We start from the raw sequence: 24696 nt of genomic DNA, 5'->3' as shown, positions 1-24696 counted from the left end.
GGCGCCGGTTGCAGCCGCTGCGCCCCCTGCTGGCCGATTCCGACCGCGCGGCGGTGGACGCGGCCGAGGCCGACGCCCTGTCGGTCCGCGCGCGGGCGGCCCTGGCCGAGGCCCGCGCGGCCGTGGAGGAGACCACCGCGCGGCACGTCGAGGCGCGGCAGCGCTTCGAACAGGTTTGCCGCACCCAGCGGGACGCCGAGCCGGAGCTGACCCAGGCCGCCGGCCTCGACGGCCAGATCGCCGCGCTGACCGCCGAATGGGCCGCCGCCGTCCGGGATCGCGACGCGGCCATCGCCCGCCTTGCCGCCGCGCGCGACGGGCTGGACGCCGCCGAACGCCGCCGGAGCGGGGCGGACGCCGACGCCCTTCGCCTGGAGGAGTGGATGCGGGAGCGGGCGGCTTTCGAGCCGGTCGCCGCCCAATGGTCGCGCTGGGACGCCGCGCTGGGGCGCCATGCCCTGGCGGCGGACACGCGGCGGTCGGCGGAGGCGGAGGCGGACCGCCATGGCGCCGAGGCCGCCCGTCTCGCCGGGGAGGCCGGGCGGGCGGAGCTGGAGCTTGCCGGGGCGCAAGCGCGGCTGGCGGAGGCGGACGACGCCCTCCTGGGTCTCCAGGGGGAGGCGGCGCCGTCTCTGGACGACACCCGGCGGCGGCGGGTGGAGGCGACGGAGCGCCGCGACCGGTTGACCGCCCTGGTCGGCGTTGCCGATTCGGCGTCGCGTCTGGCCGCCGGGCAGGCCCAGGCCGACGCCGACGAGGCACGGCTGACGGCCGACGCGGAGCGCGACGGGGCGCAGGCGCGGGACAGCGACGCCGAACGGCGGCTGCGGCAAGCGGCGCTCGGCGAGGCGGAGGTGACGTTGCAACGTCTGCGTCTTGCGCAGCGGGAGGACGTCGCTTCCCTGCGCGCGCGGCTGGTTCCGGGGGAAGCCTGCCCGGTCTGCGGATCGGACGCGCATCCCTGGGGCGTGCCGGATCGGACGCCGTTGGCCGGCCTCGCCCATGACCAGGTACACCGGGTCGCCGCCCTGAAGGGCGAGACGGACGGGCTGCTGGCCCGGCAGGCCCGGCACGAAGCGGACGAACGCGCCGCGCGCGCGGCGTTGCAGGCGCTTGCGGCCCGGCGGGACGCCGACCGGCGGGAGGCGGCGGCGCTCGCCGGGCGCTGGACCGAACAGGCCGGGGCCTTCGCCCTTCCGGCGCAGCCGGATTCGGGCGCGGCGCGGGAGCGGCTCGCTGATGTTGAAACGCTGCTGGCGCGGGTGGCGGCGGACGAGGCGCGGGCGCTCGATCACCGCCGCCGTTTCGACGCCGCCCAGGCCGAACGGAGCGCCCGGACGGAAGCGGTGGTCCGGACGGCGCAGGCGTTCGAAGGATTGCGGCGCAGGCTGGCCGAGGCCAACCACGCCGAGGCGCTGGCGGTGGCCCGGCGCGAAGGCGCCGCCGCCGACCGCGACTCCGCGCTGGCCGATCTGGCGGAGGCCTTCGCGGGGGAGGCCGGCTGGCGCGAGGCGCTGGAGGCCGCGCCCGCGCGTTTCCGGGCCGCGCTGGCCGAGCGCGCCGCCGCGTATCAAAATCAGCGAGGGCTGCTGCTCGCCGCGCGCAAGGCGGCCGAGGACGCCACGGCGGAGCGGGCTGCCAAGGGCGCCGATCACGAGGGGGCGCAACAGGCCGAGGAGGCCGCGCGCCGCCGCGCCGACGGCTTGGCCGAACGCTTGAGCGCCCGGACGGACGAGCGGGCGGCGCTGCTGGGCGGCCAGCCGGTCGCGGCGGCGCGCAAGGCGCTGGACGAGCGCCGCCGGGAGGCCGAGGCGCGGCTGGAGCGCGCCACCGTGGCCCGGCAGGACGCCGCCTCCCGCCTGTCCGCCGCCGAACGCGAGGCCGAAACCCGTGGCGAGGCCGCGCGGGCCTGCGCCGGCAAGGCGCGGGAGGCGGCCCAGATCCTGGACCGGGCCGCGGCCGGTGCCGCCGCCACGGTGGAGGAGGCCCGGCGCGGCTTGGCCGCCCCCGAATCCGAACTGGCGGCCGAGGAGAGCGCCCTCGCAGAGTTTGAAACGGTGCGCCGCGACGCCGCCCTGCTGGCCGCCGAACGCGCCCGCCTGCGCGCGGACCACCACGCCACCGGAACGGGCCGGCCCGACGGCACGGTGGAGGACGCCGCCGAGGCGGCGGCCCGGATCGCGGGGGCGCTGGAGGAGGAACGGCTGCGGCTGGGCGCGGCGCGGGGCCGGCTGGACGCCGACGACCGCAACCGCGCCCGGCTCGCCGGGCTGGCGGCGGCGATCGCGGAGCAGCGGGCGCGGCACGAGCTGTGGGCCGGGATGGGGCAGCTGATCGGCTCGGCGACCGGGCACAAGATGCGCAACTTCGCGCAGAGCCTCAGCCTGGACATGCTGCTGACCCACGCCAACCGGCATCTGGAGGATCTGGCCCGCCGCTACCGGCTGGAGCGGGTGGCGGGCGCCGATCTGGAGATCCAGGTGGTGGACCGCGAGATGGGCGACGAGCGGCGCGGCGTCCACAGCCTGTCGGGCGGCGAGCTGTTCCTGGTGTCGCTGGCCCTGGCGCTGGGATTGTCGGCGATGGCGGCGGGCACCGCCGGGGGCATCGGCACGCTGTTCATCGACGAGGGGTTCGGCACGCTCGACCCCGACAGCCTGGACGTGGCGCTGTCCTGCCTGGAGGCGCTCCAGGCCGGCGGCCGTCAGGTCGGCGTCATCAGCCATGTGCCGGCGATGATGGAACGGATCGGGGTGCAGATCCGGGTGGCGCCGCTGGGCGGCGGGCGCAGCCGGGTCACCGTGCTGTCGACGGCGACGACGTTGGAGGCGCTGGGAGGCGGCCGAAGCCTGACCGTCGCGTCGTGATGGTCGCGCGGCGGGGGACGGCTTGCTACACTCATGCCGTGCGTCACGAATTCCGAGTTCGTCCCTCATGACTTACGATGTCTTCATCAGCTACCCCCAGCTGGACAAGGCGGCGGTCCATCCGCTGAGGGACGCGCTGGAGGCCGCCGGGCTGTCGGTGTGGATCGACGTCGCGCGGATCGAGGACGGCGCGTCCATCACCCGCAACATCGTCCTGGGGATGGGCGAGTCACGGATGGTGCTGGCGTGGTACTCCCCGGCCTATGCGGCGTCGCGCGCCTGCCAGTGGGAACTGACCGCCGCCTTCCTGACCGGACAGAGGGAGGGCGACGAGACCCGACGCCTGATGGTCGTCAACAGCGAGCCCTCCCCCGCTCACATCCAGCCGGAGGCTTTGCGTGATTCGATGTATCTGCAAGCCAATCTCCCGATCCCGGATCTGGTGGAGCGCGTCCGCCAGCGGCTGGCGCGGGCGCCAGAGACGCCGATGGGCGGCGTCCGCCCGCTCAGCCCGCCGGAGTGGGTCGGGCCGAAGCGGCTCGGCTCCAACCGCTTCGTCGGCCGCCTGCCGGAGCTGTGGAGCGTCCATTCCCGCCTGACCGCCAGCGGCATCGGCGTGATCAGCGGCGTGCAGCCGGGCCGCGATCTCGTGCGGGTTCACGGCATGGGCGGCATCGGCAAGTCGCTGTTGGCCGAGGAATACGCCCTGCGTTTCGGCTCCGCCTATCCCGGCGGGATCGTCTGGTTGACCGCCAGCAAGGGCGACACCGAGACCGCCGACGCCACCAGCCGCCGCGACCGGCAATTCCAGGCGGTCGCGTCCGCGCTCGGGCTGGAGATGGCGGGCCACGACCCGGCGGCGGTGGTCCGTCTGGTCGGCCGGCATCTGGCCGGTCGCGAGCCCTATCTGTGGGTGGTGGACGATCTGCCCGCCGATGCCGACCTCGCCGAGCTGCAACTGTGGCAGGCGCCCGGCGCCAACGGCCGCAGCCTGTTCACCACCCGCAACCGCAGCCTGGATTTCGTCGGTGGCGGCGTTTCGCTGGACGTGCTGGGCAGGGCCGACGCGCTGCGCCTGTTAACCGCCCGCCGCCCGCCCGCCAACGCCGGAGAGACGGCGACCGCCGAGGCCATCGTCGGCGAACTGGGCGGCCACGCGCTGGCGGTGGACGTCGCCGCCGCTGCGGTGCGCAGCGTTGGTTACGGCGCGTTCCTGAACAGGCTGCGCAAGCCCGGTCCGGACGCGCTGCATCTGGCAGCGAAATGGGTCAACGATCTGCCGACCGGCCACGAGGCCAGCATCGCCACCACCCTGCTGCAAAGCCTCGACCGGCTGTCGCCGGCCGGGCTGACGCTGCTGCACCTCACCTCGCTGATGGCGCCCGATCCGATCCCGAAGGACTTTCTGGCTGCCATTCTTGCCAATCCGGAGGAGCCGGACGACGATGGTCTCGACGCCCTGGCTCAAGGTATCCGGGCCGCCGAGGCCGAGGCACTGGCCGAATGCGGCGACGACAACGTAACCGTCCATGTCCTGGTCAGCCGAACCCTGCGGTTTCACAAACCCGCGCCCGACGACTGGCGCAAGGCGGCAGTAAAAGTTCTTCTCCGCTACTTGCCGTTGGCTGGAGATATTGGTCAGCATCACCAACTGCTCCCCCTGATTCCCCACGCCCGCTCCCTGACCACAAACTTGCCCGATGCGGACAGTGCAGATGCCATCGGTTGGCTCGCTAGGTTCGACTATCAACGCGGTGCCTACAATGGTGCGGAAGCAGGATATCGATGGGAACTGAATGCTCGCACCGTTATCCAGGGAGAGGAGCATCCCGACACGCTCACCTCCATGAACAACCTTGCCTTAACTCTGGGCGCCTTGGGCAATGCCGCCGGGGCGAAAGCAATGCACGAACGGGTTCTGGCGGTACGAATCCGGGTTCAGGGAGAGGAGCATCCCGACACGCTCACCTCCATGAACAATCTTGCCGCAACTCTGGGCGCTTTGGGCAATGCCGCCGGGGCGAAGGCAATGCACGAACGGATTCTGGCGGCACGAATCCAGGTTCTGGGAGAGGAGCATCCCGACACGCTCACCTCCATGAACAACCTTGCCGCAACTCTGAAAGCTCTGGGCGATACCGCCGGGGCGAAGGTGATGCACGAACGGGTTCTGGCGGTGCAAAGCCGTGTTCTGGGAGAGGAGCATCCCGACACGCTCACTTCCATGAACAACCTTGCCTCAACTCTGGAGGCTCTGGACGATGCCGCCGGGGCGAAGGCAATGCACGAACGGGAGTTGGCTGTATGCCACCGTGTTCTAGGAGAGGAGCATCCCGACACGCTCATCTCCATGAACAACCTTGCCTGGACAGCCTTCGAACTTGGTGGGTATGACGAGGCACGAAAGCTATGGACCCAGGCGAAGCCCGTTGCCCTGCGGCTCTTTGGAGTGGATCACAAACTCACCCGCGTCATCACAGCCGGGCTGGATCGTCTGGCAGACAACCAGGAAACCTCATGATCGAACGCGCCGCCCCTCAGCGCAGCGCCACCGGCCGCAGGACGCTGTGCTTGTTCGACGGCACGGCCGGGGCCGAGGGGCGCAGCAGCAGGCCCTTGGAGGTCGGCTCGATGTTGGCGTCGGGGTAGACCGCCATCACGTCCTTCAACGCTTCCTTCAGGCGGAAGGCCAGCACGCGGTGTTCGCTGACCGAGCCGAAATGCTGGGACAGCGCGTGCCAGGGCACCAGCGTCTGCTTGTCCAGACGGTGCAGGCGGTGGACCAGCCAGACATAGGCGTCGAGCGCCAAAGCCGAGTTCTTCAGCTTGGCGATGGCGTGCTCGTCCAGCGGGACGGCGTGTTCCATCAGGTGGTCGAAGAAGGAACTGGTCAGGCGGACGAAGCGCACCCATTCGCCGCCGGTGCGGAACAGATCCGGGGCGTCCTCGTCGTCGCGCCACAGCTTGATGCCGTCGATCAGGCGCTGGTCGGAGATCTCGGCGCTGGAGTTGCCGGTCGTGGTCCGCAGCGTGAACTCGCAGCGCGCGATGCGCAGGACCTGCTCGCGCACCGGCTTGTAGTTGCCGCGCTCGCCGCCGGTCGGCGCCAGCCCCAGCCGGCGCAGCCACGCGCTCATGCTCGGCCCCAGATCGACGTGCGGCGTGCGGGTCTTGCGCGCCTCGGTCTGGAGATAGATCATGATCAGCCGCGCCTTGGCGCCGTAGGGAACGCCGACATCCAGCACGGTGCCGTCGCGCAGCGGCAGGATGCCGGGGCGGACGACCAGCTGGTAGCGGCCGTTGTTGCGGACCCAGGGGGCCTGCTCGTCCTTCGGCTTGCGGTGGGGAAGCGAGGCTTGGCAGAAGCCGGCGTGGAGGTAGCCGATGGCGTCGATCTCGTTCGAGATCGCCTCGTGGGCCATGATCACACGCCGCCGCTCCTTCGGGTCCTCGGTCCGCGCCAGAACCGCGTCGAAGCCCTCCAGTGACAGTTGCTCGTGGATCTTGGCCATGGACACCCTCTGCTTTTCCTTCGCGACGCAGCCGGCTTGTGCACCACCGACCCATCCCAGAAAACACAAAATGTGGGGGCTGTGAAGCCGTGTCGATACCATGATTCGCTGAGTTTGCAACGTTCGCCCAAGATTCCGACTCAACTTCAGCGAAGCGTCGGAAGGGGTGCCACCGCCGCGTTTCAAATTCAGCGTCGGTGACTCCAGGCGCTCCCTGGGTTTGGCGGATTCCGTCCACAGCCGCCCCGCCCTTTTCCACGCTGAATTGGAATCGCGGAACGCCAAGCCCTGGAAATTCCTCGCAGAAATTGAATCGCCCGCTTCGCTGACTCTGCAACGGCCACGCCTGGATTCGCGCTGAAGTCGCAACGAAAACCGGGGTTTTCCACGCTGAAGTCGCAACCATGTCCTATATAAGACTCCCTATAAGATTCTCCGGTAGAGTCCGGTCGCGTGCGGAGTGCGCTCGCGCCAACCCTGGAAACCCAGGCTTTCCGCCGTTTTCGTCCACAATCGCGCTGAAGTCGCAACATCGGCCACCCGATTCGGCCTTTGGCTGCGCCGGAGAGCCCCGGATCCGGCCCGTTTCCTCGCTGAATTTGAATCGAGGGATGCATTCCCGACTCATCCGACCGACTCGCGAGTCGACGCTGAATTGGTAACAGAACCGGGTCAAGCCGTTGAGAAGACAGGTGTTTCGCGAATCGGGGCCACCACGCTGAATCAGTAACATTTGGCTTTTCGGACGACTCGGGAAGGATACCCTGAGTCTGAAACAACGGAATTCAAGGGAATCAAGCCCCGAATCGGCGGGGCCTTGGCGGATTCAACGCTGAATTTGAAACGGGGGCCGACGCGGCCTGCTTCGCTGAGTTTGCAACGCACCAGGGCCGTTCCCCTTCATACGACGTCGTATGGGAAAATGGTCTCATACGACGTCGTATGAAGCCCGCCGACGCCCCGGCGTGACGCAACAGAGGCGGTTCGGCTTGACCTCTTGCGTCACATCCGTGCAGTCTGCCGCTCAAACCCACCCCCCGGAGGATTCATGACCGGCGACGAACTGCGCGCCTTGCGTGAGCGGCGCGGCGAAGACCAGCTCGGGTTCGCCGGTTGGCTCAACGCCGCCCTCAACCGCCGTTACGACCGTTCCCGCATCAGCCGCTGGGAAAGCGGCGCGGAGCGAATCCCCCAACAGGTCGCCGGCTTCATCCGCGACCAGACCAAGCCCGCCGACCAGCCGGCCTTGCCGGCGGAGCTGCGGCCGGTGCGCCGCGCCGTCATCGCCGTCGCCAACCAGAAGGGTGGAGTCGGCAAGACGACCAGCGCGGTCAATCTCTCCTACGCTCTGGCGACGCTGGGGCTGTCGGTTCTGCTGATCGACAGCGACCCGCAGGCGAACGCCACCGTCCATCTCGGCATCGATCCGGGCGAGGTCGAGACCGCGCGCAAGGGTCTCTACAATGTGCTGCGCGGCGGCGGGACCTTGGACACCATCCTTCAGCCGGTCTGCGGCGGCATCTTCACCCTGGCGCCGAGCAGCATCGGTCTGGCGGCGGCGGAGACCGAGCTGGTGGCCGAGCCGGACAATTCCCTGGTTCTCAAGGAGAAGCTGGCCGAGGTGCGCGACCGCTACGACGTGGTCGTCATCGATTGCCCGCCCAACCTTGGCCTGCTGACCATCAACGCGCTGGCCGCCTCGGATCTGGTGCTGATCCCGGTGCAGACCGAGGTGTTCGCCGGGCTCGGCGTGCCGCTGCTGATGGAGACCATCGCCAAGATCCGGCGGCGCTCCAACCCGTCGCTCAACATCTTCGGGATCCTGCCGACGATGTATTCGGCGCGGCTGACCCAGGATCAGGCCAGCCTGAAGGAGATCCAGTCGCATTACGAGGGGCGGACGCGGGTGCTGGGGGTGGTGCCGCGCGCCACGCTCTTCGCCCAGGCGTCGGGCGCCGGCCGCCCGGCCATCGAGGCCGACCCGAACTCCACCAGCGTCCAAGCCTACGCCGAACTGGCGCGCGAGGTCGCCGCCCATCTGATCGCCCGCCCTGTGGAGGCCCGCCATGGCGCCGCGTAAGCTCGAACGCACCAGCAGCCGAATCCTGGACAAGGCCGCCCAGCGCGGCGGCGACGCCCTGTTCGGCCTGTCCGCCGATTTCCCCCGGCTGATCGAGCTGGACATCGACCGCGTCCACACCAACCCCGACCAGCCGCGCCGCCATTTCGACGCCGACCAGTTGCAGGAGTTGGCCGCCTCCATCGAGCGGCACGGGCTGAAGCAGCCGGTGCTGGTGCAGGACATCGGCGACGGCGACTACCGTCTGGTCGCCGGCGAGCGTCGCCTGCGCGCCTGCGGGCTGGCCGGGCGGCGCACCATCTTCGCCATCGTCACCGACGGCGACCCGGACGAACTGGCGCTGATCGAGAACATCCAGCGGGTCGATCTCGACGCGCTGGAGCTGGCCCGCGCCTTCTCCCGACTGATCGACCGCCACGAGTACACGCACGAGGCGCTGGGCCACGTCATCGGCCGCAGCCAGGCCGAGATCACCCGCACCCTGTCGCTGCTGCGCCTGCCCTCCCGCATCCTCGAGGAGTTCGAGACGCGCTACCGGGGGGTCTCGAAAAGCATCCTCAGCGAGATCGCCGCCGTGGAGGGCGCCGACGCCCAACTCCGCCTGTGGGATCTCGTGAAGGAGGGCGGCACCGTCAAGGCGCTGCGCGAGGCCAAGCGGGAGCAGACCCCCTCCCCGCGCCCCGACCGCAAGCCCCCCGCCCCGCCGGTGCTGCCGGTGGTTCGGCTGGTCGAGGCGGCGCAGAAGATCGCGCGCGACTTCTCAAGCGTCGACGTGCGGGATCTCCGCGACCATCGCGGTCATCTGAGCGACAAGGAATGGGCGGAGCTGCGACGGCTGCACGCGCTGCTCGACACGCTGCTGTCGTAACGGTTCAGGGGCGAAGGGGGCAGGGACGAAGCCGGGCGATCTCGGCCTTGACGGCCTTGTACCAGCGCAGCTTCTCCTCGAAGGGCAGGCGGGCCAGCCCGCTGGGGGAGGGGACGACGACGTCGCTCACCCCCTCGAACAGCGGCCGGGCCTGCACGCCCCAGGGCGCGTCGGCGCAGCCGGCCGCCGCCAGATAGACGCCCTTGCCGGTGTAGGCCAGCACGGCGGGGCGCACCACCGCGACGATCCGGGCGAGGCGCGGCAGCCCGCCGCGCAACTCCGCCCGGCTCAGTTCGGCGGCGGACGCGGTGGCGCGCGCCACGAGGTTGGTCGATCCCAGCCCGACGTCGGGCAGGCTGCGGTCCTCTTCCGGCCGCATCGGGCGTGGGGTGAGGCCAGCGGCCGCCAGAAGCCGCCAGAACTGGTTGCCACGCCCGGCGTAGTGGTGGCCGAGCGCGCCGGAGCGCAGGCCGGGGTTGAAGCCGACGAACAGGCAATCCAGACCGGGCGCCACGATGTCGGGCAGCGGGCCTTCCGGATCGGGCAGGGTGGGGTCGGCCGGATCCGGGTCGAGCGCGAAGAAGAGGTCACGGGTCATGGGACGATTTCACCGGTTCCCTGGCGCGGCGGCAAGCGTGACGGAAAGGACAACCCGTCTGACGCAGAATCGGCAACGCGGCCTCAGCCCGACGCGGCGACGGCCGAGACCGATGACGACGGCTGCCGGTCACGCAGCAGCCGGACGATGCGGTCGGACAGCCGCAGGGCCAGCGCGACGATGGTCATGGTCGGGTGGTCGGAGCCCATGGTGGGAAACACCGAGCTGCCGCCGACGTAGAGATTGCCGACCCCGTGCAGCCGCCCGTCGGCATCGACCACCCCGTGGCGCGGCGACTCGTGCATTCGCGTCGTGCCCATGTGGTGCCAGCACCAGCCGATGCCGGCCGGCGCCTCGACAACCTCCGGCGTCGGCAGAATCAATCCGCGCCGCAGCAACTCGGCGCGCAGCAGCGCCTGGGTCTCCAGCGCGGCGTCCTGGTCCCGCCCGGTCAGGCGCCAATCGACCAGGGGCAGGTTGCGGCCGAAGGGGTCGCGGGCGTGGTCGAGCGTCACCCGGCTGTCGGGGTTGGGGATCGGCTCCATCACCGTTTCCAGGGCGAAGCCGCGCCGCCACCAGCCGGGGTGGACGGCGCTGTCGAACAGCGCGTGGGCCAATTGCGGCGCCCGGCGCAGCACGCGGGTGGCGGCGTCATGCAGCAGGGCGGCGGGGCTGGCCACCGGCAGGCTGGCGCGCGGCAGGCCGGGCCCCGGCCGCGAACGCGGCAGCAGCAGGCGCATCTCGTTGATCGCCTTGAAGGCGTCCAGCGCCTCGCTGTGGTAGGAGGCGACCAGATAGGTGCGGGAGTTGGGAAGCCCGTGCCGCTCCTGCATCGCCGCCGTCGGTGCCATGGCGAGCGCGATGGCCGGGTGGGACAGCTTCAGCCGCCGCCGGGCCAGACACAGGCTGACGTCGTAGAGGGTGCGGTGGCGGCCCTGGTGGGTCAGCTTCACCGCGCTGCTCTTGAAACGCGGGTGGTCGGCGAAGCAGCGGCCGACCAGATCCTGGCCGTTGCCCAGCCCCGCCGCCTGCACCCGGTTGGACAGCAGCAGCAGCCGGGCGTTTTCGATCCCACCGCAGCACAGCACGACGATCCGCGCGCCCACGGTGAAGGACGGGCCGGCGAGGGTGGAGACGTGGACCCGCTCGACCGCGCTGGCGCTGGCGTTGGTTTCCAACTCGGTGACGTTGGCGTTGAGGAAGCCGGTGATGTTGGCGGCGCGGCCGAGGTCGGCGCGGTAGGCCTCGCCCATGCGGATCGGCGGGCTGAGCTGGGCGACGCGGTTCTCGAAGCCGTCCTCCTCCTCCCCGCCGAGCGGCAGCAGATCCGCCCGCGCCGAGCCGACGCGGGCGCGCCAATAGGCGTTGCCGTACTGGTAGGGGCCGAGGCCCAGCACGCTCTGGGCGCGCTCGTAGAAGGGGGTCAGGCTGTCGCGCGCGATCGGCCAGCCGCTGTGGGGAATCCAGGGTCGGACCGCGAAATCGTTCGGCTCCAGCGGGCGGGAGAAACCGCCCCAGCAGTTGGTGCTGCCGCCGAGGTAGCGGCTGCGCGCCGTGGTCAGCCGCTCATAGGGCAGGCCGACGCTGCGCCCGGCGTAGAGCGCCTGGGAAATCCCGTCGGCCTCCAGCCCGCCGCCTTCCAGAAGGACCACGCTGTGCGCGGTTCCCGCCAACTCCCGCACGATGGTCAGGCCGGCCGCGCCGCCGCCGATGATGCAGACGTCGCAGTCGATGTGGGTGCCGTGCAGGACATGGCGGGCGTCGCGGATCAATGCGCTCTCCGTATCGGGTCATGGGGATCCCACATGACACGAGACGGGCGGCCGGAACCGAGCGCGCATTCGGCTGAAGCCTGGGGCACCGGTGGTAGGGGCGGGGTTTTCAGGGAAAGGAGAGGAGAAATGATACGGAAGGAGGAGTTGGCTTCCGGGAGGGTGGGGTGGACGTGGGAGAGCTTTTGCCCTGCTCCGGTCTTCCCATGCTGGATGGGAAAGTTGATGGGAGTGTCGCACCTGCGGGGGTGAACGGCAAGGGTGGGTTCCGGGCGTATCGCAGCACGACCACTTAAAGCCCCTCTCCCCTTGCGGGAGAGGGGTTGGGGTGAGGGGGCGCAAACCTTTCCGCCTTCGGCGGAACACCCCTCATCCCAACCCTTCTCCCGCAAGGGGAGAAGGGCTTTTTTCACGACACTTTTCCGATTCAGCGTCGGCTCAGGCCGCCTTCTGCGGAGCGCTGTGGTGACCGCCTTCCAGGAAGTTCAGCAGCTCCTCGCGGTATTCGTAATAGCGCGGGTGCTCCAGCAGGGTCTGGCGGGTGCGCGGGCGCGGGAGGTCGACCTCCAGGATGTGGCCGATGCGGGCGTTCGGGCCGTTGGTCATCATCACCACCCGGTCGGCCAGCAGCAGCGCCTCGTCGACGTCGTGGGTCACGCAGACCGCCGTCACGCGGGTGCGCGCCCAGACCTCCATCAGCACCTCCTGCAACTCCCAGCGGGTCAGGCTGTCGAGCATGCCGAAGGGTTCGTCGAGCAGCAGCAGCTTGGGCGACAGGGCGAAGGCGCGGGCGATGCCGACGCGCTGCTTCATGCCGTTCGACAGCTCCGACGCCTTGCGGTCCATGCTGTCGGACAGGCCGACGCGCGACAGGTAGTAGCGCGCGATGTCGGCGCGCTCGGCCTTCTTCGCGTGCGGATAGACGCGCTCGACGCCCAGCATGACGTTCTCGTAGGCGGTCAGCCAGGGGAACAGGCTGGGGGCCTGGAACACCACCGCGCGGTCGGGGCCGGCGCCGTCGATCTCGCGGCCGTCCAGCACGATGCCGCCGCTGGTCACGTCGGCCAACCCGGCGACCATCGACAGCACCGTGGACTTGCCGCAGCCGGAATGCCCGATCAGCGACACGAACTCGCCCTTGCGCATCTTCAGGTCGAAGCCGTCGACGATGGTCAGCGGCCCCTTCGGTGTCGCGAAGGTCTTGGTCAGCCGGGTGAACTCCAGATAGCGGTCATCGGAGAGGCCGGGGCCTTGGGCGGCGAGGTAGGCCTTGGGCGGCGGGGCGGCGGTGATCGGCTGCACGTCGGGCAGGGCGGGGCCGTCGGCGGTTCCGCTCTGGGCGGCGCGGGCGACACCGGCCTCCATCAGCCACGCCGTCACCGTGGCGCGCAGCCGCTTGAAGTCGGGGTCGTGGTTGACCGCCGCGCGGTCGCGCGGGCGCGGCAGATCCACCGTGAAGGCCGGACCCAGCGTGGCGCCCGGCCCCGGCGTCAGCGGGACGATGCGGTCGGCCAGCAGGATCGCCTCGTCCACGTCGTTGGTGATGAGGATGACGGTCTTGCGGTCCTTGCGCCAGATCGCCTCGATCTCGTCCTGGAGCTTGGCGCGGGTCAGCGCGTCGAGCGCCGACAGCGGCTCGTCCAGCAGCAGCATCTCCGGGCTCATGGCGAGCGCGCGGGCAAAGCCGACGCGCTGGCGCATGCCGCCCGACAGTTCCTTCGGCCGCCGGTCGGCGGCGTGGCCGAGGCCGACCGTCTCCACCGCGCGCCGGGTCAGCACGCCGCGCGCGGCGGAATCCTGCTCCTTGTGGACGGAGTCCACGGCCAGCGCCACGTTCTCCTTCACGCTGAGCCAGGGCATCAGGGAATAGCTCTGGAAGACCAGACCGCGCTCCGGGCCGGGGCCGCGCACCGGCTGGCCGCGCATCAGCACCGCGCCGGTGTCGGGTTCGGCCAAGCCGGCGATCAGGTTGATCAGCGTCGTCTTGCCCGAACCGGAGAAGCCGACGATGGCGACGAACTCGCCCTCCGCGATGGACAGGTCGATGTCGCGCAGGACGGGGGTCGCGCCGTAGGACTTGGAAACGCCCTTCAGTTCCAGGATCGCCATGGTCGATGTCTCCGTTGGGGGCGTGTGGTCAGCGGGCGCCGGTGTGGGTGACGGCGGCTTGCAGCGCCATCATCACGCGGTCGAGCAGGAAGCCGATCAGGCCGATGGTGAAGACCGCCACCATGATGCGGGCCAGCGAGTTGGAGGAGCCGTTCTGGAACTCGTCCCAGACGAATTTGCCGAGGCCGGGGTTCTGCGCCAGCATCTCGGCGGCGATCAGCACCATCCAGCCCACGCCCAGCGACAGGCGGAGCCCGGTGAAGATGAAGGGCAGGGCGGACGGCAGCACGAGGCGGCGGACCATCGTCGGCCCCGACAGCCGCAGCACCTTGCCGACGTTCATCAGGTCCTTGTCGATGGAGGACACGCCGACGGCGGTGTTGATCAGCGTCGGCCACAGCGAGCACAGCGTCACCGTGATGGCCGAGGTCAGGAAGGATTTTTCGAAGAGCGGGTTGTCGCTCGACACCGTGGCGCTGACCACCATGGTGACCAGCGGCAGCCAGGCCAGCGGGGAGACCGGCTTGAACAGCTGGATCAGCGGATTCATCGCGGCGTTGACGGTGGATGAGAGGCCGCAGGCCACCCCCAGCGGCACCGCCACCAGCGCGCCGATCAGGAAGCCGGTGAACACCGTCTTCAGGCTGGTCAGGATCTGGTCGAGGTAGGTCGGCTTGCCGGCGTAGGTCCGGGTCTTGACCTCGGCCGCCGGGTCCTTGGCGCGGAGTTCGGCGTTGCGCTTGTCCTGGCGCTCGTAGAAGGCGGCTTCCTTGGCGCGCTCGGCCTTGTGGTCGGCGTAGAGGTTGGTCGCCTGCGTCCACACCTGGGCCGGGCCGGGGATGGCGCCGAGGCTGGTGTTGACCTGCGGGGCGGCCCAGGCCCAGGCGGCCAGGAACAGCAGGATGGCGGTCAGCGGGATGCCCATCTGGCGCCACAGCTCGACGCCCTGCTGGCGCGGGTTCTCCCCGGCGGCCAGACGCAGCAGCGGGGCGAGCCAGCCGAGGCCGACGGCGCCGAGCGTGGTGGCGATGCGGTTGAGGGCGTGGGTGCGCCGCGCCCGGCGCTGGGCGCGGGCAAGCTCGGCGGAGGTGTCGGTCAGGCTGGTCATGGGATGTCTTTCCGTTGGAGCGCCTTGCCCCCTCCCCGACCCTCCCCCGCTTCGCGGGAGAGGGGGCCTTACGGGAGGGCGGCGGCAGTCTCCTCCACCGCCAACGGCGGGGGAGGGTTAGGGAGGGGGCCCGGAAGCGTCGAGTCCCTCAGCCCCCCACCAACTGCCCGCCCTCGACCTTCTGGGGGCCTTTCAGGCCGATGGGCTGCTTGGCCAGATAGTCGTTGGGCTTGCGGCCGTCGTAGGCGATGCCGTCGATGAAACCGTTGTCGACCGGCTTGTAGCCGTCGCTGGCCCAGGGGAAATCCGCCTCCTTGGACTTGCCCTCCTCGACCAGCAGCTTGGCGGCCTTGAGGTAGATCTCCGGCTTGTAGACCTTGCGGGCGGTCTCGTCGTACCAGGCGTCCGGCTTGGCGTCGGCGATCTGGCCCCAGCGGCGCATCTGGGTCAGGTACCACACCGCATCCGAATAGAAGGGGTAGGTCGCGTTGTAGCGGAAGAAAACGTTGAAGTCGGGAACCGACCGCTTGTCGCCCTTCTCGTACTCGAAGGTGCCGGTCATCGAGTTGGCGATGACGGCGGCGTCGGCGCCGACATACTCCGACTTGGCGAGGATCTTCACCGCCTCGGCCCGGTTGGCGTTGTCGTTCTCGTCGAGCCACTGGGCGGCGCGGATCAGCGCCTTGACGATGGCGAGGTGGGTGTTCGGGTTCTTGGCCGCCCAGCCCTCGGTGACGCCGAAGACCTTCTCGGGGTTGTTCCTCCAGATCTCGGTGTCGGTGACCACCGGCACGCCGATGCCCTTGGCGACCGCCTGCTGGTTCCACGGCTCGCCCACCGAATAGCCGAAGATGGTCCCGGCCTCCAGCGTCGCCGGCATCTGCGGCGGCGGGGTGACCGACAGCAGCGCGTCGGCCTGGATCTGGCCGGACACGTCGCTCGGCGCGTAGTAGCCGGGGTTGATGCCGCCGGCCGCCAGCCAGTAGCGCAGCTCGTAATTGTGGGGAGAGACCGGGAAGACCATGCCCATGGTGAAGGGCTTGCCGGCCGCCTTGTACTCGGCGATCACCGGCTTCAGGGCGTCGGCCTTGATCGGGTGCAGCGGCTTGCCGTCGGCGCCCATGGGCACGTTGGCCTTCATCTTCTTCCACACCTCGTTCGACAGCGTGATGCCGTTGCCGTTGAGGTCCATGGAGAAGGCCGTCACCACGTTGGCCTGGGTGCCGAAGCCGATGGTGGCGCCCAGCGGCTGTCCGGCCAGCATGTGGGCGCCGTCCAGCTCGCCCGAGATCACGCGGTCGAGCAGCACCTTCCAGTTGGCCTGCGGCTCCAGCGTGACGGACAGCCCCTCGTCCTCGAAGAAGCCCTTCTCGGCGGCGACCGCCAGCGGGGCCATGTCGGTCAGCTTGATGAAGCCGAGCTTCACCTGCTCCTTTTCGACGTTCAGCGGGGCGGCGAAGGCCGGAGCGCTGAAGGCGGGGATGCTCAGGGAAAGGGCAAGCGCCGCGGCGGCTTTGGCCGGAAGGCTGCGGTATGAGGTCACGTCGGCTGCTCCATCTCAGAAAATCCGGGCCAGCGGCGGTGGATCGCACGGCACGGGCATCGCGGCGGGGGACCGGCCGGGGAGTGGCTGTTTCGTGGGCAGCGGGCCGAAGATGCCGCGGACCTCGAACGCGTCCCCTTGGGTCGCACCTCCGGGCCTTGGAAAAGGCCGGACGATGCCGGTGCCGGCGGCTCTGCCGGAATGGCCCAACGTTGGACGCTTCGAAGGCACGCGCCGTCGTTGGCGCGTTTCCCGGTCGATCCTTCGCAAGGCTCATGCCAAAGGATGGGAAATCGGCGGAAACGGGCTGTAAGGCTTGGTTTTCGGGCTTCGGGTCGGGCGGAAGGTATGGGGCGTCGTTTTGGAGATTCGGTCCAAATGCTGATTTTTGCGGCGCACACAAACCAGCCTGACTGTTTTCTGACCAATACCTATGGGTGACGCCGAAACAGGCACCTAAGTATCGTCGCCCCCATCGCCGGCAGCCCGCGCAAACGCTGGGGTTTCGCCGCGCGGCCGGTCGAACCGGGACTTTGGCATGGGGATTGCGAAGGAAACGGCGAGACATCAGCGGGCCTCGGCAACGGCGCCGGGACCCGCCACCCAGGCCGGATCCGCGCGACGCTGCGCGGGCTCCGGCCAAGGTTCGACGACGAACCGCCCGGACAACGGCGTCCGAACAGGTTGGCCCCCGCTCATCGGGCGGGCAGGCCCTCCCGTTCGGACGCCTTTCTTTTTGGCCCCGCGCCTGACGCATCGTGCAGGCCGGATCAGGAGACGAGGCAGACGCCATGGACATGCATCACCCGCTCTCGACCCCCAGCACCGGGCCGGACGCCGACAGCCGCGTCACGGGCGACCATAAGGAACGTTTGATCGTCGTCGGCAACGGCATGGCCGGGATGCGGACGGTCGAGGAGCTGCTGGCCAAGGCGCCGGGCCGCTACGACATCACCGTCTTCGGGGCCGAGCCGCACCCCAACTACAACCGCATCATGCTGTCGCCGGTGCTGGCCGGCGAGAAGACCTTCGACCAGATCGTGCTGAACAGCCGCGCCTGGTACGAGGAGAACGGCATCACCCTGCTGACCGGCGAGGCGGTGGAGAGCATCGACCGCGCCGCCCGCACCGTCACCTCGATGGGCGGGCGGGTTCTGGGCTACGACCGGCTGCTGCTCGCCACCGGGTCGATGCCCTTCATCATTCCGGTGCCGGGATCGACCCTGCCGGGGGTGGTCGGTTTCCGCGATCTGGCCGACGTGGACGCCATGCTGGCCGCCGCCGCCAAGGGGGGACGCGCCGTGGTGATCGGCGGCGGGCTGCTCGGGCTGGAGGCGGCCAACGGGCTGCGGGTGAAGGGGATGGAGGTCACCGTCATCCACCTGATGCCGACGCTGATGGAGCGCCAGCTCGACCCGTCGGCCGGCACCCTGTTGCAGCGCGAGCTGGAGCGGCGGGGGATCGAGGTGCTGACCGGTGCCGACACCGCCGAAATTCTGGGCGGCACCGGCGTCGAGGCGGTGCGGCTGAAGGACGGGCGCGAGCTTCCCGCCGACCTCGTGGTGATGGCGGTCGGCATCCGCCCCAACATGGCGCTGGGCAAGGCGGCCGGGCTGGACTGCGGGCGCGGCATCCGGGTGGACGACGCGATGCGGACGTCGGATCCGGCGGTCTTTGCGGTCGGCGAATGCGTCGAGCATCGCGGACTGACCTACGGCCTCGTCGCCCCGCTGTTCGAGATGGCCAAGGTGCTGGCCGACGCGCTGGCCGGGGGCGAGGGGGCGGGCTACGCCGGCTCCGTCACCTCGACCAAGCTGAAGGTCACCGGGGTGGACGTGTTCTCGGCCGGCGATTTCTCCGGCGGCGAGGGAACCGAGGACATCGTCTTCCGCGACGCCGCGCGCGGGGTCTACAAGCGGCTGGTCCTGAAGGACGGGCGGCTGCTGGGCGCGGTGCTCTACGGCGACACCAAGGACGGCGGCTGGTACTTCTCGCTGCTCAAGGACGGCACCGAGCTGGGCGCCGAGCGCGACACGATGATCTTCGGGCAGGGCTTCGGGGGAGCCGACGCGGGAAACCCTAAGGCCGCCGTTGCCGCCCTCCCCGACAGCGCGGAGATCTGTGGCTGCAACGGCGTCTGCAAGGGCACCATCGTCCAGGCCATCACCGGGAAGGGCCTGACCAGCCTGGACGAGGTGCGCGCCCACACCAAGGCGTCCGCCTCCTGCGGGACCTGCACCGGCACGGTGGAGACCCTGTTGGCGGTGACGCTGGGCGACGCGTTCAAGGCGGCGCCGACGGTCAAGCCGATGTGCAAATGCACCGCCCACAGCCACGACGCGGTGCGCGCCGCCATCGTCGCCCAGGATCTGCGCACGATGCCGGACGTGTTCCAGGCGCTGGAATGGACGACGCCGAACGGCTGCGCGTCGTGCCGGCCGGCGCTGAACTACTATCTGCTCTGCGCGTGGCCGGGCGAGTATGTCGACGACTACCAGTCGCGCTACATCAACGAGCGCGCCCACGCCAACATCCAGAAGGACGGGACCTATTCGGTCGTGCCGCGCATGTGGGGCGGGCTGACCAGCGCGTCGGAGTTGCGCGCCATCGCCGATGTGGTGGACAAGTTCGCCATCCCCACCGTCAAGGTCACCGGCGGCCAGCGCATCGACCTGTTCGGCGTGAAGAAGGAGGACCTGCCCGCCGTCTGGGCCGACCTGAACGCCGCCGGCATGGTGTCGGGCCACGCCTACGCCAAGGGGCTGCGCACGGTGAAGACCTGCGTCGGGTCGGAGTGGTGCCGCTTCGGCACGCAGGACTCCACCGGGCTGGGCGTGAAGCTGGAGAAGCTGACCTGGGGCACCTGGACCCCGCACAAGGTCAAGCTGGCGGTGTCGGGCTGCCCGCGCAACTGCGCCGAGGCCACCATCAAGGATCTGGGCGTCGTCTGCGTCGACAGCGGCTACGAGCTGCACGTCGGTGGCAACGGCGGCCTGCACGTCCGGGCCTGCGACTTTCTGGTCAAGGTCGCGACGGAGGAGGAGGTGTTCGAATACACCGGCGCCTTCATGCAGCTCTACCGCGAGGAGGCCCGCTATCTGGAGCGCACGGCCCCCTGGGTCGAGCGCGTCGGGCTGGACCACATCAAGGCGGCGCTGGTGGACGACCCGGAGGGACGCCGGGCGCTGAACGCGCGCTTCGTCTTCTCGCAGACCTTCTCGCAGGACGACCCGTGGGCGGAACGCGCCACCAAGGGCGTCGACCGTCATGAATTCTCGCTGCTCGCGGAAGTGGGGTAAGAACCATGGATCAGATCATCGCCTGGACCCCGGTCGGCACGCTGGACGACATCCCGGTGCTGGGATCGCGCGTGGTGCGCACGCCGAACGGCAAGGTCGCCCTGTTCCGCACGGCCGAGGACGAGGTCTTCGCCCTGGAGGACCGCTGCCCGCACAAGAACGGCCCGCTCTCGCAGGGCATCGTCCACGGCCGCCGCGTCACCTGCCCGTTGCACAACTGGGTGATCGATCTGGCGACCGGCGAGGCCGTCGCCCCCGACGAGGGCCGCGCCGGCCACATCCCGGTGCGGGTCGAGGGCCGCGCCATCGCCATCGCGCTCGACCTCGCCACCCATGCCAGCGGCGGCTGCAAGGGCGCCTGCCATGTTTGACGGGCCGGAGCCGGCCTCCGGCGGTCCCGCGCGGGAGGTTCGCACCACCTGCCCCTATTGCGGGGTCGGCTGTGGGGTGGTCGCCACGGTGACGGCGGATGGGGGCGTCTCCGTGCGCGGCGACGCGGAGCACCCGGCCAACCGGGGGCGTCTCTGTTCCAAGGGGTCGGCGCTGGCCGACACGCTGGTGCCGGGCGAGGCGGGCGGGCGGCTGCTGCATCCGGAGATCGGCGGTCGGCGGGTTTCCTGGGACACGGCCCTCGCTGAAGTCGCAACGCGGTTTTCCGACACCATCGCCAAGCACGGGCCGGACTCGGTCGCCTTCTACGTCTCCGGCCAGTTGCTGACCGAGGACTATTACGTCGCCAACAAGCTGATGAAGGGCTTCATCGGCGCGGCCAACATCGACACCAACAGCCGGCTGTGCATGGCCTCCTCGGTGGCCGGGCACAAGCGCGGGCTGGGCGCCGACGCGGTGCCGGGGACCTACGCTGATTTTGAAACGGCCAAGCTCGTGGTTCTGGTCGGCTCCAATCTGGCGTGGTGCCACCCCGTACTGAATCAGCGTCTCCTGGCCGCGAAAGCGGAGCATGGAACACGCATCGTCGTCGTCGATCCGCGCCGCACCGCCTCGGTGGACGGGGCGGACACCCATCTGGCGTTGCAGGCGGGCACGGATTCGGTGCTGTTCAACGGCTTGCTGGTGCATTTGCACGCGCAAGGCCACATGGACGCCGCCTTCGTCGCCGATCACGCTGCCGGATTGGACGAAGCGCTTGCCGCAGCCCGCGCCGACGCCCCCGACATCGCCACCGTGGCCCGGCGTTGCAAACTCAGCGAAGCGGAGGTCGCCGCCTTCTACGCTGAAGTCGCAACGACCGAGCGCGTCGTCACCGTCTACTCCCAGGGCGTCAACCAGTCCTCGCAGGGCACCGACACCGTCAACGCCATCCTGAACACCCATTTCCTGACCGGGCGGATCGGCCGTCCGGGGATGGGGCCGTTCTCCGTCACCGGCCAGCCCAACGCCATGGGCGGGCGCGAGGTCGGCGGGCTGGCGAACCAGCTGGCCGCCCATATGGGCTTTACCAGCGACGAGGTGGACCGCGTCCGCCGCTTCTGGAACGCGCCGCGCGTGGCGGACAAGCCGGGGCTGAAGGCGGTGGATCTGTTCCGCGCCATCGAGGCCGGCACCGTCAAGGCGGTGTGGATCATGGCGACCAACCCGGCCGTCAGCATGCCCGACGCCGGCCGCGTCCGCCGGGCGCTGGCGCGTTGCGAAACCGTCGTGGTGTCGGACTGCATCCACGACACCGACACCGGGCGTCTCGCCCACATCCGCCTGCCGGCGGCCGGCTGGAGTGAGAAGGACGGCACCGTCACCAACTCCGACCGTACGGTGTCGCGCCAGCGCGCCTTCCGCGCTTTCGAGGGCGAGGCCCGGCCGGATTGGTGGATCCTCACCCAGGTGGCGCGGCGGATGGGGTTCGGCGACGCCTTCGGCTATGAGAGCCCGGCCGACGTGTTCCGCGAGCACGCCGCGCTCTCCGCCTTCGAGAACGGCGGCACCCGCGCCTTCGACATCGGCGCGCTGGCGGGGATCGGCCACGCTGAATTTGAAACGCTGGCTCCCTTCCCCTGGCCGTGGCGGGCGGGCGGGCAGCCGGAAGCGCGTCTGTTCACGGAAAAGCGCTTCTTCACCGGCGACGGCCGGGCGCGTTTCGTCCCGGTGACGACGACGCCGATGCCGCGCGCGCTGGCGGACGGCGCGCTGCTGCTGAACAGCGGGCGGCTGCGCGACCAGTGGCACACCATGACCCGCACCGGGCTGGCGCCGCGCCTGTCGGCCCACGCGCCGGAACCGTGCCTGGACCTCCACCCGGCCGACGCCGCCGCGCGGGGCCTGAGCGAGGGCGGCTTGGCGCGGATCGTCACGGTGGCGGGCGAGGCGCTGGCGCGCGTCCACGTGACCGACGCCCAAGGGCTGGGCACCGCCTTCCTGCCGATGCACTGGACCGACCGCTTCACCGAAGCCTGCGTGATCGGCCGTCTGGTGGACGACGAGGCGGTGGATCCGCACTCCGGCCAGCCGGATCTGAAGCGGATGCCGGCCACCATCCACCCCTACCGGCCCGACTGGACCGCCTTCCTGCTGACCCGCCGCCCGGTGGAGCCAGCCCATGGCGGCTACTGGGCGCGGCGCGCGGTGGCGGGCGGTCACCTGATCGAGATGGCCGGCACCGGCTCGGTTCCGTGCGAGGCCGACGCCGACTGGCTGCCCGGCTTCGAGCCCGACGGCGCGGCGATCGAATTCAGCGACACGGCGCGCGGCGGCTGGCGCAAGGCGTGGCTGAGCGATGGCCGGCTGGAGGCGTGCCTGTTCGTGACCGCCGACGGCCGGCTGCCGGGGCGGAGCTGGCTGGCCGGGCTGCTGGCGGCGGACGGCTTGGAGGACGGCGCGCGCGGCGCGCTGCTCGCCGGTCGGGCGCCGGGGGCCAGGGCCGACGAGGGGCGGATCGTCTGTTCCTGTTTCAGCGTGGGCGTGAACCGTTTGATCGCTGCCATCCGCGACGGCGGTCTGACCAGCGTCGCGGAAATCGGCGCGGCGCTGAAGGCCGGGACCAACTGCGGATCCTGCGTTCCCGAACTCAAGGAGGTGCTGCGTCATGCTCATCAGCGCGAAGTGGCGTGAGGGGGTTGGGGGATTCTTGCGGGTGCTGGTGCGGGTGGGAGCGCGTGCCCCCTCCCCATCCCTCCCCCGCTTTGCGGGAGAGGGGGCCGGACCCTTGTCGGCGTTCGGCGGAGTTCCCTCTCCCGCCAAGGGCGGGGGAGGGTTAGGGAGGGGGCAAGGACGTGAGCAGCGCAACGGCTCCGTCACCCTGGTCGGCGCCGGTCCCGGCGATCCCGACCTGCTGACCGTCGCGGCGGTCAAGGCGCTGGCGGCGGCGGACGTGGTCCTCTACGACCACCTCGTCGGCGACGGCATCCTCGACCTCGCCAACCCGAGCGCCGAGCGGATCTGCGTCGGCAAGCGCTCCGGCCGCCATTCGCTGCCGCAGGAGGAGATCAACGCGCTGATCGCGGCGCAGGCGGGGGCGGGCCGGCGGGTGGTGCGGCTGAAGGGCGGCGACCCGATGGTCTTCGGCCGGGCGGGGGAGGAGATCGACCATCTCGACGGGCTCGGCATTCCCGTCCGCGTGATCCCCGGCATCACCGCCGCGCTGGGCTGCGCCGCCTCCGCCGGGCTGTCGCTGACCAAACGGGGCGTGTCGCGCGCCGTCACCTTCGTCACCGCGCATGGCCGCGACGGCGAGCGCTTCGACCCCGACTGGGCGCGGCTGGCCGATCCCAACGGCACGCTGGCGATCTACATGGGCCGCGAGCAGGCCCGCGCGGTCGGGCAGGGGCTGACCGGGGCCGGGCTGTCCCCCGGAACCCCGGTGCTGGCGGTCGAGAACGGCTGCCGCCCCGACGAGCGCCGCTGCTGGACGACGCTCGGCGCCATGGCGGAGGAAGGCGTCGCCGCCGGCAAGGGGCCGACGCTGCTGCTGGTCGGCGAGGCGCTACGAAACAGGGAGTTGGGTCAGCGGCGGGTGGGGACGGCGGACGCCGGTGATGCGCTCGGCGCGGGCGGCGACCTCGGCCAGTGGCTCGACGGTCACTGACATGGTGAAGACGGTGGCGTGCAGCAGCCGCTCGCCGTCCAGCATCAGCCCGACATGGCCGGGGAAGAAGACGACGTCGCCGCGCCGGTAGGCGACGCCCTGGCCGTCGTCGGAAATCCGGGCGCCGAGCCGTTCGTCCTCGCGCTGCTTGCCGCTGCTGTGGTGGGAGACGATCCCCGACGCCGCCATGGCGGTCAGCACCAGACCGGAGCAGTCGATGCCGAAGGCGCTGCGCCCGCCCCAGACATAGGGCGTCTCCAGGAAGCGCAGCGCGGTGGCGACCGGGTCGGGCGCCGGGGCCGCGTCGACCGGCTCGACCCACTTGCCGAACAGCCACAGCCCGTCGCCGACCCCGACCCAGCCGTTCTCCGCCCGCCCGTCCAGCGTCACCAGCGAGCCGAAGCTGAGCGGGGCCAGCGGCGGTGCCTTGTGCGTCGGGGCCGGGTGCAGGTCGGCGCGCAGCGCGCGCACCCGGTGGGTCGGCGTTGCCGCTTCGGCGTGCGGCGTGCCGGGGGGCAGCCAGCCGAGATGGCCGTCGAACTGGTTCTCCGCCCGCAGCCAGCCGTTCCAGTCCTCCAGCACGCGGAAGCGCTCGCCGAGGATCATCTCGCTGGTCTGGGGCACGCCGTCGCGCGGCTCCTCCAGCAGGACGGCGTGCGGGGCGGTGAGCTGGCGGAGCGCGTTGGTCATGGCCGGTGCCGTGGTTGCCGAACAAGTCCCGCAAACTATAGGGCCTTGGCCGGGGCGTTGCGACGGGGAATCCATGTTCCGGCGCTTCGACGGGCGTTCCGTCGTTTCAACGGAAACGGACCCCCGATCCGGCGCTTTGCCCGCTGTCCTCCGGCCGCCCCGCCGACCACCTTTTGTCCTGCGGCGCGACGCCGCCAAGCAAAACGGGGACGGT

General features: G+C 70.5%; 15 protein-coding genes. 8 read left to right on the top strand and 7 right to left on the bottom strand.

Translation table 11 applies throughout. The features are described 5' to 3' along the window. Positions 1–2867 (top strand): SbcC/MukB-like Walker B domain-containing protein (locus EJ913_RS27465; protein WP_127003949.1); only part of this gene is annotated, 2867 nt, incomplete at its 5' end. A 67-nt stretch (positions 2868–2934) separates the two neighbouring features. After that, entirely contained in the window at positions 2935–5388 is a 2454-nt protein-coding gene (locus EJ913_RS27460) for a tetratricopeptide repeat protein (RefSeq protein WP_127003947.1), read from the top strand. A 16-nt stretch (positions 5389–5404) separates the two neighbouring features. Here the strand turns inward: EJ913_RS27460 and EJ913_RS27455 are convergent, their stop codons facing one another. Further along, the gene (locus tag EJ913_RS27455; protein WP_127003945.1) at positions 5405–6379 is read right to left on the bottom strand and encodes a replication protein RepA; all 975 of its coding nucleotides are present in this window, start codon (positions 6377–6379) and stop codon (positions 5405–5407) included. Between the two features lie 1048 nt (positions 6380–7427). On the opposite strand from EJ913_RS27455, the gene EJ913_RS27450 reads away from it, so the two are divergent. Together EJ913_RS27450 and EJ913_RS27445 are read left to right on the top strand one after the other, a co-directional pair. Next, the gene (locus EJ913_RS27450) at positions 7428–8459 is read left to right on the top strand and encodes an AAA family ATPase (protein WP_127003943.1); all 1032 of its coding nucleotides are present in this window, start codon (positions 7428–7430) and stop codon (positions 8457–8459) included. Next, positions 8446–9327, top strand: a complete 882-nt coding sequence (locus tag EJ913_RS27445) for a ParB/RepB/Spo0J family partition protein (protein WP_127003941.1) — start codon at positions 8446–8448, stop codon at positions 9325–9327. Before EJ913_RS27450 ends, EJ913_RS27445 begins: the two co-directional genes overlap by 14 nt. Positions 9328–9331: 4 nt before the next feature. Here the strand turns inward: EJ913_RS27445 and EJ913_RS27440 are convergent, their stop codons facing one another. From EJ913_RS27440 to EJ913_RS27415, 5 genes are all read right to left on the bottom strand, one after another. Beyond that, on the bottom strand, positions 9332–9925 hold the full coding sequence (locus EJ913_RS27440; RefSeq protein ID WP_127003939.1) for a mismatch-specific DNA-glycosylase: 594 nt from the start codon (positions 9923–9925) through the stop codon (positions 9332–9334). An 83-nt stretch (positions 9926–10008) separates the two neighbouring features. Further along, complete coding sequence (locus EJ913_RS27435) at positions 10009–11697, bottom strand: FAD-dependent oxidoreductase (protein WP_127003937.1); 1689 nt, start codon at positions 11695–11697, stop codon at positions 10009–10011. Positions 11698–12135: 438 nt separating this feature from the next. Continuing rightward, complete coding sequence (locus EJ913_RS27425; RefSeq protein ID WP_127003933.1) at positions 12136–13806, bottom strand: ABC transporter ATP-binding protein; 1671 nt, start codon at positions 13804–13806, stop codon at positions 12136–12138. Between the two features lie 28 nt (positions 13807–13834). Next, complete coding sequence (locus EJ913_RS27420; protein WP_127003931.1) at positions 13835–14914, bottom strand: ABC transporter permease; 1080 nt, start codon at positions 14912–14914, stop codon at positions 13835–13837. 148 nt (positions 14915–15062) lie between these two features. Continuing rightward, entirely contained in the window at positions 15063–16457 is a 1395-nt protein-coding gene (locus tag EJ913_RS27415) for a CmpA/NrtA family ABC transporter substrate-binding protein (RefSeq protein WP_127003929.1), read from the bottom strand. A gap of 791 nt (positions 16458–17248) precedes the next feature. Between EJ913_RS27415 and nirB the strand changes: the two genes are divergently transcribed. The 4 genes from nirB to cobA all read left to right on the top strand — a co-directional run bounded on the left by nirB (position 17249) and on the right by cobA (position 23792). Next, on the top strand, positions 17249–19756 hold the full coding sequence (gene nirB, locus EJ913_RS27410; RefSeq protein ID WP_127003927.1) for a nitrite reductase large subunit NirB: 2508 nt from the start codon (positions 17249–17251) through the stop codon (positions 19754–19756). A 5-nt stretch (positions 19757–19761) separates the two neighbouring features. Continuing rightward, positions 19762–20127 (top strand): nitrite reductase small subunit NirD, encoded by a 366-nt coding sequence (gene nirD / locus EJ913_RS27405; protein ID WP_127003925.1) that lies wholly within the window; start codon positions 19762–19764, stop codon positions 20125–20127. Next, positions 20120–22819 (top strand): nitrate reductase, encoded by a 2700-nt coding sequence (locus EJ913_RS27400; protein ID WP_127003923.1) that lies wholly within the window; start codon positions 20120–20122, stop codon positions 22817–22819. Before nirD ends, EJ913_RS27400 begins: the two co-directional genes overlap by 8 nt. Before the next feature lie 94 nt (positions 22820–22913). Next, complete coding sequence (cobA, locus tag EJ913_RS27395; RefSeq protein ID WP_211099051.1) at positions 22914–23792, top strand: uroporphyrinogen-III C-methyltransferase; 879 nt, start codon at positions 22914–22916, stop codon at positions 23790–23792. Here cobA and EJ913_RS27390 read toward each other — a convergent pair. Next, positions 23691–24482, bottom strand: a complete 792-nt coding sequence (locus tag EJ913_RS27390) for a C40 family peptidase (RefSeq protein ID WP_127003921.1) — start codon at positions 24480–24482, stop codon at positions 23691–23693. The genes cobA and EJ913_RS27390 overlap by 102 nt on opposite strands. Positions 24483–24696 lie beyond the last annotated feature (214 nt).

Source organism: Azospirillum doebereinerae (assembly GCF_003989665.1).
Lineage (GTDB): Bacteria > Pseudomonadota > Alphaproteobacteria > Azospirillales > Azospirillaceae > Azospirillum > Azospirillum doebereinerae.
The sequence above is the reverse complement of the archived record's forward strand: the minus strand, read 5'-3'. Positions and strand labels throughout refer to the sequence as shown.